The sequence below is a fragment of the Streptococcus sp. 1449 genome (assembly GCF_013276805.1).
Taxonomy (GTDB): Bacteria; Bacillota; Bacilli; order Lactobacillales; family Streptococcaceae; genus Streptococcus; species Streptococcus pseudopneumoniae.
In genome coordinates, this window is record NZ_VMLS01000054.1 from 1 (window position 1) to 15,678 (window position 15,678).

Sequence of the window (15,678 nt, forward strand, 5' to 3'; positions counted from 1 at the left end):
GTTATTGGGCGGTTACTCTATATCAGTCTAAGTGGTTAAATAATGGCGATAAAATAAGGAAGCAGGTGAAAAACTACCTCCCAAATGAAAAGGAATTAAGCAACCAAACGCTACTTAATTCCTTGAAATTGTCTCATCACCTCTATTAGCCTTTAAATTTTGAAAGACTCTATTTGCTAATCAATATTTGTCAATACTAACCCTTTCAATCAATTCATTAGTTTTCTAAACTAAGTCTATTAATAAATCCAAAAAGAGTATCAATAGTAAAGTAAACTAAATAATTGAGTTATAAATAGCTATTTTCACAAAACTGTTTCATCATCACACCATCTCAGTACATAAACCATTTTTTCATCTATAGCTTTTGTCTTAATCTTAATCTTTTTTCTTTAATCCAAGAAATGCACCTAAGGTAAACATTATTCCGGCAACCAATGACGTGAAGACTTCGCTAACTGTTCCGGTTTTTGGTAACCTATCATTGTTAGTAGTTGATTTACTATCAATATTGGTATCTTTATTAGCTATGTTCTCTGGTTCATTAAGATAAACTTCCTTCTCATTTTCAAAGTTTTTATCATTTTTATCAGGAACTGGAGCTGTAACATCCTTAGTTGAATCAGATCTTTGACTTTCATCTAATTGACTATAATTTACTTGTACAGGAACTGTAGTTTTGACATCTTTAGTTGAATCAAATTTGTGTGAATGATCTTCTCTTTGTAAATCCTCTTTTCTGTGACTTTCATCTAATTGATTATGATTTGCTTGCACCTTATCTTTCTTTTTGGATACATCAAAAGTAGGTTTATTTTCCTCCTCCTTTTTCTCCTCTATTTTCTTGAATACAGGTTTTATAAGGGTATCTTTTGATAGATTAATAACATAGCCAGCGTCTTTTTTACCTTCGAAACCAGCAATTTCCCAACCATCAAATTGATAGCCTTTTTCTAATTCACCCTTATAAACAGGTAAAATAAAATCTTCTTCCGGCACTATCTGAGAACTCATTTCTTTTCCATTTTGAATGGTCACAGTCACCCTATGAGGTTTTAATTCGCTCATTTCTCCCGTATCTTTATTTAAAATAAATTCTTTTACGGTTGTATTTCTTGCGAAATCTTTTACAAGAATCTTAATATTTAGTGTCTTATCTGTTAGTTGTTTAATATCATCAAATGATGTATATTCTTTTCCATTTACATAAATATGTTGTTCTTGAATCTCACCATCGAATCCATTATTTCTTTTATCATTGATGTTAAAGACTACAGATTTTCCATCAGCATATTCGATACTAGTATTTCCCTTAGGATCAATGTTTACTTCGGGTTTAACATTATCATATAAAAATTGATAGTGTACTCCAACCGCTTTCGCATTCAAATCGCTATAGCCAGTTTGAAGATAAACATTTCCATCCATATCTGTTACCTTATCTGGAAATCCGTTTGCTTTATAATCTTTCATCCCCCAGTCCATGATGTCACCGTCTTTAACATTAAGCTTAACGTTAAAATCTCTAGTGTTATCAATGTGTAAATCTCCGTAGATTAAATAATTATCTACAACCGATTCATTAACCCTCAATTCCCAGTTAAAACCACCCTTATCAGAAATCTTACCTCTTAAATAAAATTCTGGATTTCGTACATAAATTTTATTAGATTTAGATGGATTAAAGTAGTTCTTATCCATTGAAAGGTTTACTGGTTTGGTATCAATAAATAACATGGAGCCATCTTCTTTTATAGCTTCTACATTAGAATATTCCTCCCCATGATACTCTTTATTATCTTTACCAAATAATACAAGTTTAGAGGAATCTGTCACAAGATTTCCATCTTTATCGATTGCTTCCCCTTTATCATTCATGTTAAAGGTAAACACTTGATATCTTACAATGTTAAAGCCGTCCAAAGCCGACATTAATACTGATTGAGTGCTTCTTCCATCTTTAACATTTCTACTATCAGCATAAATTGTTGTTTCTGAAAGGACTCTTAGATTAGGATTGGTCTTTTGTATTTTTGCTATATCTTCCTTGCTATAAACTCCATTCCCTGCTAACATATCCGTTTTTCCAGGATTATAGGTAGTCACTTTTAGTGCATAGCCTTTTCTTAGAATGATGTTATCCTTTAACAGATATTGTTGTTTTTCTGAATCAGAATAGATTTTACCAGATTCCATTTCAGTTAAATTGTTTGGTTTGTTTTTTGAAAGATCACCTTCTCCTAATTCTATTACATTCCCATAACTTGATGCATAGGGATATTCTGTTTTAGTTTCCCTATTTTTTTCAGGCATTCTAATTTTAGTTTTAGCTTTTGTTTTACCCTTATCTTTTACAAGGATATTCATATCACCCGTAAAGGATAGACCATCGACTACATCATTTGTATTTGCAAATAAGTCAAAGGTTAGAGTTTTAGTTTGTGGGTCGTATTTACTTGCCTTAATTTCTATTAATTTGAAGCCATTGCCATAGTAAGCCTTAGCATTTTTGGATACATTACTTACTTTTCCAAGAATTTCAAAATGTCCATCCTTTGATGGGCTTAATACTCCACCAAGTTTTGATTTAACATCATCAAGTTTCTCAGTTTCATATTCTAGAGCACTCTTATCTTCATAGGCAGTTATATTTCCTTCATCGTCATATTGATAATCAAGCTCTACTGTTCTTTTTCCACCAGTTACAAAGTCATATTCTTCCCTATATTTCTTTTTAATGAGTTTCTTTAGGTCTTTATTTTCAAAGTCTCTAATTGTTGAAATAGTTTTATTTATTTCAAGGCTAGCTTCTCCCTCAACTGAACTTTCTTCAGCTGGTTTTGAATCTTCATCCTTAGCTTGATTATTATTGGTATTTTCCTCTGGGCTCTTTGCATTTTTGAGTTTTTCTTCAGAAATTTCACCTAGTTTTTCATATTTAGAAGCATCTTTGTCAGGATCTACTAGGTAATAAGAAATCATTCCTTTTTCATCAGCTTGGTCATCAAATTTAATTCTATGGATTTTGGTGAAGTTGCTTGCACCATCTAGGGCGATTACTTCGATGATTTTTCCTCTTAAATCTCCTGCTCCGCTAATTTCGTAGATAGTATTTCCATCTTTATCAAGCTTCCTATTTCTTCCCTCACCCTCTCCGGCGTAAGTTACATCAAGACTTTTCTCAACATCTCCATACTTATCGACAAGAGCTGCACCTGCGTACCATACTTCGTTGGCTACTTCTTCAAATTTCTCAGGATGTTCTTTTTGGTCTCTAGCAAACAAGGTTTCGTGTTTGTACTCATCCTTTACCTTGTGGTAGGTATCTTTTGCGATCAATTTAATTTTATCTGGATTAGAAAAATCAATTGAAATAATTTTTGGAGCTGTATTATCAATTTTTACTGGTATATAAGAAACTTGCCATGGATAATCCTTGGTTAATCTATATTTGAATTTGTAGAAGTATTGACCCTCAGCTATTGATTCAAATTGTCCTCTTATCCTAGTAGCTGGATCTTGGTTATCCTTACTTTCTGGTTCATTTTCTTCTCTACCTCTAGGGTTATAGATGAGTCCATCCCACTTCAAATCTCCCCAAACTTTTAGTTTAGATGATTTGATTCCCTTTGCATCATTGCTTTTAGAATTTAAAATTCCTCTAATAAAGTGTTCTCTCGAAATGACTTTTAAGTCTCTTTGATTTTCTCCCTCTTTATTTGTATTTACTATTGAAATCAATCCTTCTTCTGCACTTCTTAATACAAGTGGAGAAGGGGTTAATCCTCTTTCAAGTTGAGCATCTTGAGGATTTCCATTTGAATCTAAAGGATAAATGTTAGCAACATTAGATCCACTAGTGGATTCTGCATGAATACCTTGGTTGTTAAAGGCAAATAGGTCTGGGTCTTGGTCTAGTGATGTAATATTTTTATCTTTTCTGTTTTGAATAACAGCTGCTGGATTAAATTTATCTATACCATGTTCTCCACCAATTCCCTTATTTAAGGTTCCTGGAATTTTTGGTTTACCATCATCATCATAACCTTCCATTGTTTTTGATTTTGAACCCTCTTCCCAGGCCCATTTATCAAGGATTGGTTCGTGGTTCCAATTCCCAGCAAATCCCATTAGAGGCATTGATAAAGAAGGTTGGAAGTTTATTTTCTTCCCATTGGAGTTTAGAGCTTCCATTTCTTCCACTGACTCAAAATGAATAAATGATTCTACAAATTTATTTTTATTTTTAGCCTCTCCAACGTTTATAACCGCATTTAAATCAAAGCTAGAATTTGCGCCTATAGTGAAAGTATCATGCTCAAATGTGATATTTGCTCCTTTGATTTTTTCTGGATGGATTTCTGGAACAATTTGCTTACCATCTGGAGATTTTTCATCTTTGTATGTTTCATCCAGTTTTAGTCTATCAGTTAGAGAATCTGTAGTTATCGCTGATGCTGAAACTTTAAAGGTCAAAGGTCTGTTTGATGTATTGTGAAGCTTAATTGTAAAATATCTTTCTTCTCCTTTTATTTCTTTAAGAGAAATAGAACCATAAGAGTTTACCAAACCTTTAGAATCCTTGTTTTTGAAAGTCGCTACAACTTCATTTCTCAAAGCATTGGCCACATTAATTAGCCCTGCTCCCTGTTGTCTAGGTGATGCAAAGTATTGGCTTTTTTCTTTCCAAGACGTTGCGTCCATCATCGGTCGCGCAGTATTTTGTAGAGCAATTTTTGTAAGACTTGTAAGGTCTATTTTGTCATCTCCCTCAAGATTTCTCAATACAGGTCTTTCAAGCATTTCCTTTAACTTCGGTCTAATCAAAACAGTAGAAGCTGCTACGATTGGAGTTGCCATACTGGTTCCTGACATATAGCCATAAGTTGATTTACCATTAATGACATTAAGCGTGGATTTAATATTTTTACCAGGTGCTGAAACATCGGGTTTTAAAAGTAAATCTATTCTTGGCCCCCAAGATGTGGATCCTGCTGGAACGATGATATCTTCTTTATAGAGTTCTTTGTCTGTGTCAGGTGCAAACTTAAAGTCAATCTCTTTTTCGTCACCTACATTCGGTTTGTTGGAATTAAAACTTTCCATATCAATTGGATAGTATTGCTCCAATTTATCTTTAAAATCTTCTTTATTATTTCTTTTGACTTCAGTTTTTTTATCAGGATTAATCATGTTCCATAGCTTTACACCATCATCTCCTGAAATTGAAAACACTTGACTTTTAGTCCCTTCATCCGCTTCATATCCCATAGCTGGAAGCTCTGTCCAATTATCTCTATTGTAGTAATTGACAGTATTTACAACCATAATGGCGCGTGCGCCCTTATCCGTAGCTTTTTTAAAAGCATTTTTTAAATCCTTTGTATAAATTCTATCCATTACTGCAATTTTGCCCTTAAGATCCAAACCTATCAAATCTTGGTCTTGGCCCTTGCCTATATATACAAATTTCAATTTACTAGGAGCTTTTGAACCATCTTCATTTGTTGTGATTTTATTCTTATCGAAAAAGGCCCCTATATTTCTGTATTTAAAACTTTCTCCACCTATGTTAACTTTATCAAACTCAACTGTTTGATTTTTAGCAGATGCAACCGCTATCGCATCTTCATGTGCTGCTGTTCGCGTTACATTTCCAGTGTCGGTCATTTTCAGATGATTATTTGCCACTAAATCCCAAGAAGAACTTGAAGCAGAAGTCGCATAGTTACCCGTAGCGACAACCATTGGAATGCCTGCTTTTCTTAATGCTCTAATAGCTTGCCAATATTTCTCACCTACAAGACCTGTTCCTGTAAAACCAGATGATACCGAAACAACATCAACGTTGTGTTTGATGGAATCTTCAATAGCATGAAACATTGTTTCATCCCCTGCGAACCCAGATCCTGCGTCAGAGTACATTTTATAAGAGAAGATCTGTGCATTAGGTGCAATTCCATCTATGCCATTAAAGTTCTTGATGTCTTTTTCAGTATCATTTCCAGCAAGAATCCCTGCAATATGCATCCCATGGGGATCAAAATAATCACTTCCATCATCAGCTCTTTCTACGGTAATTTTACCACCATTATAATAATTAAAAGCATGAGGAATTTTATCACTCAACCAATAATTTTTATCAGTGCCTTTTAAGTCTTCTTTTTTAAATCTCATTGAGGCTTTGGCATCATCATCGATTCTCATAGCCTTATGCCTATAATCTGTCCCCGTATCGATATTTGAAATGACCATACCTCTGCCATCAAAATTTCTTCCAAATTGAGCATTAATGGCCTTTAGGTAATCAATAGCTTCCTCAACTCCAATTTCCTTTCTGGCATGATTCATCATGGGTTGGACTTTTTGTGCCCTTTCAACCGATGAGATACCTTCTATTTGTTTAATTTTGTCCAAGTTATCTGGAGTTGTTTCTATGGCACTACCGTTAAAAATTCTATCATAAGTATATAAAACTTTTGTATTCTTAAGACTGGATAGTCCCTTGATTGCTTTTTCTCTAGACTCTTCATCTTTAAATTCAGCAATATAGACAAGTCTATCCTCTTTTTTGGGACTTTCTGAGTCTTTACTTGCAGACGAGTCCGCTTTATCTCCTTGGGATTGATTGGAATTTTCTTCTTTGCTTGTTGCTTCTTCATTGCTAGTGCTATTGTCTATCACAGGATTTTTACTAACAACTTCTTTTTCCTCAATAATTGTTGTTTTCTTTTCTTCAGTATCCTTTGAAGCTTCTATAGCATGATGAATCTCTTCATGTTTCTCTTTATTTTCTGTTTCCTTATCTACTACTACTTTTTCTTTATCAGAGATATTTAAAGCATCTTCAGAGCTAGATATATCTGCTAAGACTACCTCATTAGGGGCATAGGCTGCTAAAATAACTGCAGCTGTGGTTAATGACAATACTGTACTTTTTTTCATTTTAATTCCTTACATATTTATTTAACTTCCAATAGATAGAAAACTTTAACTTTGCTAGCCTTTGTTATAAAAAGTTTTACTAAGTATTATCTAGGAAATAGAGTAGTACATTTATATATAATTGTTAGCTCTCCATAAAAATAGTATATCATTTTTTAAATTTAAGTCAAGAAAAATTAATATGTGTTAATTTATTTTTTAATACACATTAAAAATATAGAGTCAAAAACTTTCGTAGTTAGCTGGGGTACATTGTCAGAACATTCACACCATCAAAAATAGTAGCAATCAAATTGAACCACTACCAAAATCACAAAGTCAAACATCATTGATGAAATATCAGCGCTATTAAACAATATAAATAACCGCTAAGAATAAGACTTAACCCCAAATCATTCATACCTCTCTCAACTAGATGTAACTTACAAAACCCCTGACCTCATGAGCCACTTTCTTCCTCCTCATGAGGCCAGTTTTACTTTCTGCTGTTCCAGTATCGTTTTTCCTCGCTAGATTTCCTCAAAAGGGCAGACTCCTCCCTTGGTGCGTCACACGATTTTTTCATCTCGACTGTTCTTTAATGCATCATTAACGACGCTTTTCTTCTAGGTGGTTCATAAGGAACAGGAAGATTTAGGTTGACTTTTCTAATCCTAGAATAAAGTGCTGAAAACAATTCGGAATAGGCATAGAGACTAGACAATTTGAGGAGCTGCTTGCGTCCTGTTCGAACACATTTTCCTACCACGTGAAGAAAAAGATGGCGGAAGCGTTTGATTGTTAAAGTTTGGAAGTCACCTCCAGCTAGATGTTTGAGAAAAAGATAGAGATTGTAGGCGATACAGCTCATCATCATACGAACTTCGTTTTTGATTAAGCTTGAACTATCCGTTTTATCGCCAAAAAATCCCTCCTTCATCTCCTTGATGAAATTCTCGGCTTGACCACGTTTTCGTTCAGAGAACTGGCAGACACGACGCTTGTGCGACCAAGATCCTGCTTGATAGAGAGTTTCTGAGTAGGCGGAGTGGGGCAAGATGGTTAAGTCCTCATCCTGTGGGCAAGGGAGGGAAAGGTCTCCAAGACGGCTCAGAACAGTATTTTTCTTGAGTTTTATGAGGTAGTATTGCCCTGTTTTTTCAATTAAATCGTATAATTTTGGGGTCGCAAAGCCACTATCCATTCGAAAGAGAAGTTGATTAAACCGTTCTAAAACAGGTGTGATAAAGCTGTCTGCCTCTTCAGAACAATAACGATTACCAGGACGAAGCTGGGCATTGAAACAATAACCTGTCTTCCCCTCGAAAGCATAAAGAGGATGATAGCCATGAGCACGATAGTAGGCGTTATAAGCAACACCTTCTTGCTTGCCATAAGCTGTGAAATGGGTAGAATCGATATCTACAATGAGTTGGTTTAGCTGGTGAAACTGTAAAAAGAATTCGACCAATTCAAGGTTGAGGCATCGCAAACTATGGACTGTTTCCTCGTCAGTTCTGGAAAGAAAACGGGATAAGGTTGGCTGTGAAGCAAGCTGCCCTCCTTCCAACAATTTTGGAAAGTAGGCATCAGCTGACAATTCTTTACAAGCATAGTCCGTTCCATAGCCTGTTAACAGTTGAAAGAGGAACTGGACAAGGATATCTGAATCCGAATAACGACAGTAGCGGCGTTGGTCATTCGTTACTAAATACTTAGAAATCCGCTCTTTTAGTTTCAACTGGGAAAAAAGTTCCTGAAAAAAGATAAGACCACCATACTGGGTTAAATGACCTCCATCGAAAGATAGTTGGTAAAAAGACTTGTTTTGGAAGTGATGATTTGGTAAACTGTTCATGTGAGTTTCCTTTCTTTTTGTGTTTTTTTCTACACTTATACCATAAAGGGGAAACTCTTTTTTGTCTAGTAAAAAACACCCATTGGGTGAAAAAAGAAACCATCCAGGATCTAAGCTAAGGCAAGGATTCTGGAGGGTTTTTAGATTAGGGGTGAATAATTGGGGTTAACGGTTATTTATACATATCTATTTTTTCAAATCTTCAGTCATATGTTCACCTGTGACCTAGGCTTTACGAGTGCCTTGCTCTACCAACTGAGATAAATCGGCGATTACACTTACAGTATAGCACTCTGAGAATAGATGTCAAGGAATTTTCATCTCTATTAGAAAAAGCCTGTCCTAAGACAAGGCTTTGAGTTTCTTCATCTTAGGATCCAGCACTTTCATAAGAATCCAAGCCCCTGTCCCATAGTTTCAAGGAAATACCAAAAAAGACAAGGGAAATCAAAATCAAACCTCCAATGTTAAAGAGTACATCCTTGTCCTGCAAAAAATAGCTAGCAGGATAGTAGGCCGTAAAGGCAAAAGGCACGATAAAGCTGATCAACCAACGAAGAAGCGAATTGTAAATGGAAATCGGGTACTTGGCAAAATCATTAAACATATAAAAAATGTAAATCATGGCGCCTGACTGCTTGGTCCAAAAAGCGATGCTGGCTGTCGCGATTTTCAAGGAAGTATAAATCAAGGTCGCAAAAGGAATACAAACTAGGAAAAGCAGGAATTTTGGAAGAGTCCAAGCAATGCTAGTCACTGTTGTTCCCAATAGGATACCACCGACCAAGAGTTCTCCCAAAGCATCAATCTGAAAAGTCTCAACTAGAATATGAAAGAGAGGATTGATGGGACGAGTCAGATACTTGTCAAACTCCCCTTTTCTCACCAAGCGTTGTCCCAATGCCCAGAGATTGTCAAAAAAGAGATGGTCCAGTCCCTTGGGAATCAAGGAAAAACCATAGATAAAGGCAATTTCTTGAAAAGTCCAACCTTCCAGGGATGGGATGTGTTGAAAGATGACATTAAGAAACAATAGGTTCAAGCCTTGAGTCAAAAAAACTCCCAGCACACCAACCACAAAATCCACCTTGTATTCCATAATTTGTTTGATGTATTGTCTGATAAAAATCAGATGCATGCGTTGATATTTTTTCATACTAACCTCCCTGAATGGTAATGAATGACTGGACTCGTTTCCAAATCAACTGAGATAAGCTCACCATCACTAAGAGCCAGAAGAACTGCAAAGCGAGCGCCTGAATCATCTGACTGGCATCGTATTTCCCAACAATAATCATGACTGGAGTGTAAATCAAGGATGAAAAAGGCAAGAAGGACAGAATATCTGAAACAAGCTTTGGAAAGAAAGCCAAGGGAATCAAACTTCCAGACATAAAAGCCACTATGGAAGTCTTGAGTAGATTGGAACCCCATAGATTTTTAAATACAAAGGCTGAAAATCCAAAGCAGATATTAAAGAAAAAGTTAATCAGATAGGCCAGCGTTAAGCTAAAAAGATAAAGGACAGTTAATCCCAGCACTTCTACAATACCTTGTCCAGATACGATTTTCATCAACACGATGACACTTAAAAATGGAAGGCCAACGCTGATAAAAATCAACCACTTGGAACCAAGCTCGGTGAAAAGATAGGAGGCCGCAAAATGCACTGGTCGCAACAAACGCATGATAATGGAGCCATCCTTGACCTCCTCCCCAATCATAAAGGACGAATCGGATCTAGTCAGAAGATTGGTCACAAAACTCATGATGATGTAGAGGGTGATATCCGCCATACTAAAGCCCTGAATCAAAGACTCTTGCGAAGAATCAAAGACAGCCTTCCAGAGATAAAAAGCTACAAAAGCCCCCATGACATCGCCTATTCGATAGAGAATAAAGTTGACTCTATAGGTGATCAATTCCTGAACACCTGCATTGATAAAGGGTTTATAACGTCTCCACAATTTGATCATCCTAGAGCTCCTTTCGGTAGAAGCGACGGATAATATCCTCAATATCCGTATCCACCATCTTCAAATCGCGGATTTCAAAATCAGACAGGGTTTGCTTGATAATGTCAGCTGACTGGTAGCGAGAACTATCAAATTCAATGTTGAGGCTGTTTCCTTGTCTATCAATGGTCATATCCGAAAAACCTTCATAGTGAGAGACGAGATGACTTTGACCTGGTAGCAGTTCAAAGGAGAGCGTCTTCATCTTGCCAAAGGTTTCCTTGAGTTGGCTCACCGTTCCATCAAAAATTTCCTGCCCCTTGTCAATCATGAAAATCCGATCACAGAGTTGCTCAATATCGCTCAAGTCGTGAGTGGTCAGGAGAATGGTTGTTTCTTCCTCCTGATTGATCTGAGTAATGGCACGACGAATGTTATCCTTGACCGAAACGTCCAAACCAATGGTCGGCTCATCTAAAAAGAGAACCTTGGGATTGTGGAGCAAGGAAGCTGCAATATCCGCCCGCATCCGTTGTCCCAGTGAAAGAGTTCGCACAGGATCCTTGATAAAGTCCTTCAAATCCAAGACTTCATTCAAAAAGTCCATGCGCTTATGAAAGAGCGAGTCTGGCACATCATAAATCTCTTTCAAAACCGTGTAGGTCTCTTGCAGTGCCAAATCCCACCATAGCTGGGTGCGTTGTCCAAAAACAACCCCAATATCTTTGACATAATCTTGCCGATTGTCCTGGGGAATCTTGCCGTTAATCCGACAAAAACCAGATGTTGGTTTCAAAATTCCTGTCAGCATTTTAATGGTTGTCGACTTCCCAGCACCATTTGCCCCGATAAATCCTAAAATCTGCCCTTTTGGAACCTCAAAGGTCAAATCCTTGACCGCTTCAAAGGTCTGCTTTTCAGGATGAATAAAGGAGCGCAAAGCCCCCTTCAAGCCCGGTTCCTTAACAGTCTTCACAAAATTTTTCTGAAGATGTTCCACTTCTATCATTGCCATATCTATCTCCCTATCATAAGGAATAGCAACATTGTGTTTTTAACTACAAATATTCTAAATCCTTACTTTCTACACCTTCTATATTTTATTACTACAGAAGGCTTTATACCAATCTATTATAGTCCAATAAAAAACAGAATGCAAGCGTTTGCCTATGGATTGTGAAATTAGGATTTCTCTCATAAAATAATACTTTTAATCAAAAATTCAGTTGAATAGTTTAAATTACCAACCTACTCATCTTCTCACCAGAGGGCGGTATTAACTTTGATCATAAAATCGGATACTCCCTCTATCCAGAAAATATGCTCAGAATGATTGTCTCTAAACAATACCTGCTCTTTTACCTCATTCATGAAAAAGAAGTCCATACCCTGAGAATTATCAACTCACGCACCGACTACCTAAACCAACTCGACCACCTCTTTCGTACATGTAGGAAACTATTTTCCTCACAAATAATCTCATTATAAAATCCAATAAATTTTTTTAGCTCACTTGAATATTTTCTTTGTATCGTTTTATCAGCTTCAATCTGATTTAGACTTGTTACCTTGGAACGACTTGAAATAACCTTTGTAAAATAACACTTAAGACTTTCATCATCTCGTATAAATTTTTCAATAGTGATATAAAAAGCTTTCATATTCTGTTTATAATCAGATATTAATTGATTAATTTTATCATTCTGATGAAGATTCGATACCATAATATATAGCGGATTGAAATAAGATGAGAACAAATTGATTGGAAAAGTAAAATTAATTTCTATAAATGTTTTAGCAATTGTTTCATACTATTTTAGATTCAGTCTACTATACATAAACTAACCTCCTCATTATTAGCAAGGCTTCTACTGATTATAACCTAATTCTTAGACTACTTCAAGACTAACTGTCCAATAATAATCTACAGATAAATCATCCACTCTTAATCAAATTTTATTCAATCCATCTACTCATTCCCAAAAGGTTGCTGTATAATGCAAGACATTTTTCTTACTGCTTTTACTTTTCCTTACCCTCAATTTAGTGAGCTAATAAATTATTCTTCTTCAAAAGGTTGAGATTTATCTAGTAACTCTAAAACATTAATGGTAGGTAGCAACATTGCTTCACTGCTATCAATTGCCGAAACTATTGAAACAATAGAACGTAAATAAGGACAAAGAATAGCAGTACCATTTACGTATAGAATATCGGTGATATTTTCATCTATATTTATTTCAAAATATCCTATTACAGTTACAGATATTTTTTCATGGCATCTTTGTCAACTAAAGAAACACTAAGTTTTACGGCTCCATGACTATAATCATCTGTATGACCAACCTTAACTATGGGATATAATATATCGAAGGTAAATGTGAACAAACTGATTAGGAAATTTAAACCAACTTCTAACAATGTGTTATACTCAATGAAAACCAAAGAGCAAACTAGGAAACTAGCCTCAGGTTGCTCAAAACACTGTTTTGAGGTTGTAGATGGAACTGACGTAGTCAGCTCAAAACACTGTTTTGAGGTTGTGGATAGAACTGACGAAGTCAGTAACCATACGCACGGCAAGGCGACGTTGACGTGGTTTGAAGAGATTTTCGAAGAGTATTAGAAAGCTCGATGGACTATTCCAGATTCATTCCACTAGATTTTGAAATCAAAAAAAGTTGAGACATAGCGTCTTCAACTTTTTTACATTACTTTAACTACTGATTAAAGTGAGTTTACGTCAACTTTGATACCAACACCTTGAGTAGTTGTGATAGTCAAGTTTGTTACGTAAGTTCCTTTAGCTGTAGCTGGTTTTGCTTTTTGGATTGTTTCGTTGAAAGCTTTAAAGTTTTCAACCAATTTTTCAGCTTCAAATGATACTTTACCGATGATTGCTTGAACGTTACCTGCACGGTCAGCACGGTAAGTGATTTTACCACCTTTAGACTCTTCAACTGCTTTAGCAACATCCATTGTTACAGTACCAGTTTTAGGGTTTGGCATCAAGTTACGTGGTCCAAGGACACGTCCAAGACGTCCAACAAGAGCCATCATATCAGGTGTAGCGATAACTACGTCGAAGTCCAACCAACCGTCGTTGATTTTAGCAACAAGGTCATCTTCACCAACAAAGTCTGCACCAGCAGCTTTTGCTTCTTCAGCTTTTGCACCGCGTGCGAAAACAAGAACGCGTGAAGTTTTACCAGTACCGTTTGGCAATACCATTGCTCCACGGATTTGTTGGTCAGCTTTTTTAACGTCGATGTTCAAGTTGTAAGCAACTTCTACAGTTGCGTCAAATTTTGCAAAGTTAGTTTCTTTTGCAAGTGCTACAGCTTCTTCTACGCTGTATGCTTTTGTGCTGTCGATTTTCTCAAGAGCAGCACGAAGTTGTTTGCTTTTTTTAGCCATTTTCTATTCTCCTTGTAAGTGGTTCAATCGATTTTCATCTCCCACGTCACTCCTCGAAATGATGAAGTCTTGCGGGTTTTCAGTCTATTACTTTCCTTTTCCTACGGCCTTAAGTTCCCTTGCTGTACCCAAGTACAAGTATCAGTCACTTGCCTAGTATGAAAAGCAACTAATAGACTGCTGTGAGATTTTCTACTGTGTTATTGATTAGTCAACAACAGTGAATCCCATAGAACGAGCAGTACCTTCGATCATACGCATTGCAGACTCTACGTTTGCTGCGTTCAAATCTGGCATCTTAGTTTCTGCAATTTCTTGTACTTGTGCACGAGTAACTGTAGCAACTTTAGTTTTATTAGGTGTACTTGATCCTTTTTCAACACCTGCAGCTTTTTTCAAAAGAACAGCAGCTGGTGGTGTTTTCGTAACGAAAGTAAATGATTTATCTTCGTAAACTGAGATAACAACTGGAATGATCATCCCAGCTTGGTCAGCTGTACGAGCGTTGAACTCTTTTGTGAATCCCATGATGTTGATACCAGCTTGACCAAGAGCAGGTCCAACCGGTGGAGCTGGTGTAGCTTTACCAGCAGGGATTTGCAATTTTACAAGTTTTTCGACTTTTTTAGCCATTTTTAAATCCTCCTTTGTGGTTTTGGCGGTAATTAGAGATTTTTACCTCCCACAAGTATGCTTTTCACATACCCATCTATTATACACTATTTATCTGGAATTGCAAGAGAAAAGTTTATTTTTTAATCGACGTAATCTCCGCCTTCAAAGCCGTAATACTCTTCCAAACTGAGACCACTTGCAGCAATTTCTTTTGCTTCTTTTCCGACATAACGCAGGTGCCATTCTTCAGCCATATAGCCTGTTTCCTTTTCCTTACCTTTGAGATAACGGACAACAAAGCCATAATCAGCTGCATGATCCAAAAGCCATTGGGCTGCTTTTTCTTCTGTTACCAAATCACCATCAGTCCCAATCACATCAAAGGCCAAGCCTGTCTGGTGTTCGCTATAGCCAGGACGGGCAGAGTAACGGTCAGCTGCTGCCTTCCCATCTTGGTTGACATAATCTTGATAGAGCTTGGTCTGAGTTTCATAACTTCTAAAACCACTATAATGGTCGCTAATCGGGAAACCTGCCTCTTGCATAGCCTTGATGAGTTTGACCAACTCTGCCTTGGCTGTTGGATTTTCCCCTGGATTGTAGTCTTTCGACAATGGATAGTGTTTATTTGCTACGATGATTTCATCGTATTTCCCTTGGATGCTGTAGTAGTCTCCTTTATTGACCACTTCTGCTTTTTTCTGGGCAGTTCCTTGAGAATTACTACCGACTGTTCCATCAGCTTTAGCTGTTTGCTCTGTTTTAGCTGCTCCATCTTCATTTTTTGTTTTTTCTTGTGAACAAGCTGCCAATGTCAAGGCTAGCAAGGCTGTCAAGACAAGGTATCTTTTTTTCATTGTTACTCCTTTATTTCTAATAGTTTATCTAGTTCTGACGATAAACGTTTGA

The 15,678-nt window shown here is 36.5% G+C and carries 11 protein-coding genes; 1 reads left to right on the top strand and 10 read right to left on the bottom strand.

Translation table 11 applies throughout. From position 1 onward, the window contains the following. Window positions 1-378 precede the first annotated feature (378 nt). The 7 genes from HT687_RS09245 to HT687_RS12385 all read right to left on the bottom strand — a co-directional run bounded on the left by HT687_RS09245 (window position 379) and on the right by HT687_RS12385 (window position 13,006). Window positions 379-6,945 carry a S8 family serine peptidase gene (locus HT687_RS09245; RefSeq protein WP_054388495.1) on the bottom strand — a complete coding sequence of 2,189 codons (6,567 nt, stop codon included), beginning with the start codon at window positions 6,943-6,945 and terminating at the stop codon, window positions 379-381. A 577-nt stretch (window positions 6,946-7,522) separates the two neighbouring features. Beyond that, window positions 7,523-8,782 (bottom strand): IS1380 family transposase, encoded by a 1,260-nt coding sequence (locus tag HT687_RS09250; RefSeq protein WP_023936558.1) that lies wholly within the window; start codon window positions 8,780-8,782, stop codon window positions 7,523-7,525. Between the two features lie 370 nt (window positions 8,783-9,152). Further along, window positions 9,153-9,938 carry an ABC transporter permease gene (locus tag HT687_RS09255; protein ID WP_023936560.1) on the bottom strand — a complete coding sequence of 262 codons (786 nt, stop codon included), beginning with the start codon at window positions 9,936-9,938 and terminating at the stop codon, window positions 9,153-9,155. Between the two features lies 1 nt (window position 9,939). After that, the gene (locus HT687_RS09260) at window positions 9,940-10,758 is read right to left on the bottom strand and encodes an ABC-2 family transporter protein (RefSeq protein ID WP_172924174.1); all 819 of its coding nucleotides are present in this window, start codon (window positions 10,756-10,758) and stop codon (window positions 9,940-9,942) included. Between the two features lies 1 nt (window position 10,759). Next, the gene (locus HT687_RS09265) at window positions 10,760-11,752 is read right to left on the bottom strand and encodes an ATP-binding cassette domain-containing protein (RefSeq protein ID WP_001240792.1); all 993 of its coding nucleotides are present in this window, start codon (window positions 11,750-11,752) and stop codon (window positions 10,760-10,762) included. Between the two features lie 400 nt (window positions 11,753-12,152). Beyond that, window positions 12,153-12,398, bottom strand: coding sequence for a hypothetical protein (locus HT687_RS12380; protein ID WP_000643408.1), 246 nt, complete (start codon window positions 12,396-12,398; stop codon window positions 12,153-12,155). Window positions 12,399-12,796: 398 nt separating this feature from the next. After that, entirely contained in the window at window positions 12,797-13,006 is a 210-nt protein-coding gene (locus tag HT687_RS12385) for a hypothetical protein (protein WP_223200444.1), read from the bottom strand. A 165-nt stretch (window positions 13,007-13,171) separates the two neighbouring features. Here HT687_RS12385 and HT687_RS11630 point away from each other — a divergent pair, with 165 nt between their 5' ends. Next, window positions 13,172-13,363: a hypothetical protein gene (locus tag HT687_RS11630; protein ID WP_000849977.1), complete on the top strand. Its 192-nt coding sequence runs from the start codon at window positions 13,172-13,174 to the stop codon at window positions 13,361-13,363. 101 nt (window positions 13,364-13,464) lie between these two features. Here HT687_RS11630 and rplA read toward each other — a convergent pair whose 3' ends face one another. The 3 genes from rplA to ldcB form a co-directional block, all read right to left on the bottom strand. Beyond that, a complete protein-coding gene (gene rplA / locus HT687_RS09280; RefSeq protein ID WP_001085675.1) occupies window positions 13,465-14,154 on the bottom strand; it encodes a 50S ribosomal protein L1 in 690 nt (229 codons plus the stop codon). Window positions 14,155-14,361: 207 nt separating this feature from the next. Beyond that, complete coding sequence (gene rplK, locus HT687_RS09285; RefSeq protein ID WP_001085812.1) at window positions 14,362-14,787, bottom strand: 50S ribosomal protein L11; 426 nt, start codon at window positions 14,785-14,787, stop codon at window positions 14,362-14,364. 122 nt (window positions 14,788-14,909) lie between these two features. Continuing rightward, the gene (gene ldcB / locus HT687_RS09290; RefSeq protein ID WP_023936566.1) at window positions 14,910-15,626 is read right to left on the bottom strand and encodes an LD-carboxypeptidase LdcB/DacB; all 717 of its coding nucleotides are present in this window, start codon (window positions 15,624-15,626) and stop codon (window positions 14,910-14,912) included. Between the last annotated feature and the right edge of the window lie 52 nt (window positions 15,627-15,678).

Excerpts from the sequence above, each read along its gene's own strand:
- HT687_RS09245 (WP_054388495.1), bottom strand. The coding sequence starts at position 6,945 with ATGAAAAAAAGTACAGTATTGTCATTAACCACAGCTGCAGTTATTTTA.
- HT687_RS09250 (WP_023936558.1), bottom strand. The coding sequence starts at position 8,782 with ATGAACAGTTTACCAAATCATCACTTCCAAAACAAGTCTTTTTACCAA.
- HT687_RS09255 (WP_023936560.1), bottom strand. The coding sequence starts at position 9,938 with ATGAAAAAATATCAACGCATGCATCTGATTTTTATCAGACAATACATC.
- HT687_RS09260 (WP_172924174.1), bottom strand. The coding sequence starts at position 10,758 with ATGATCAAATTGTGGAGACGTTATAAACCCTTTATCAATGCAGGTGTT.
- HT687_RS09265 (WP_001240792.1), bottom strand. The coding sequence starts at position 11,752 with ATGGCAATGATAGAAGTGGAACATCTTCAGAAAAATTTTGTGAAGACT.
- HT687_RS12380 (WP_000643408.1), bottom strand. The coding sequence starts at position 12,398 with ATGAAAGCTTTTTATATCACTATTGAAAAATTTATACGAGATGATGAA.
- HT687_RS11630 (WP_000849977.1), top strand. The coding sequence starts at position 13,172 with ATGAAAACCAAAGAGCAAACTAGGAAACTAGCCTCAGGTTGCTCAAAA.
- rplA (WP_001085675.1), bottom strand. The coding sequence starts at position 14,154 with ATGGCTAAAAAAAGCAAACAACTTCGTGCTGCTCTTGAGAAAATCGAC.
- rplK (WP_001085812.1), bottom strand. The coding sequence starts at position 14,787 with ATGGCTAAAAAAGTCGAAAAACTTGTAAAATTGCAAATCCCTGCTGGT.
- ldcB (WP_023936566.1), bottom strand. The coding sequence starts at position 15,626 with ATGAAAAAAAGATACCTTGTCTTGACAGCCTTGCTAGCCTTGACATTG.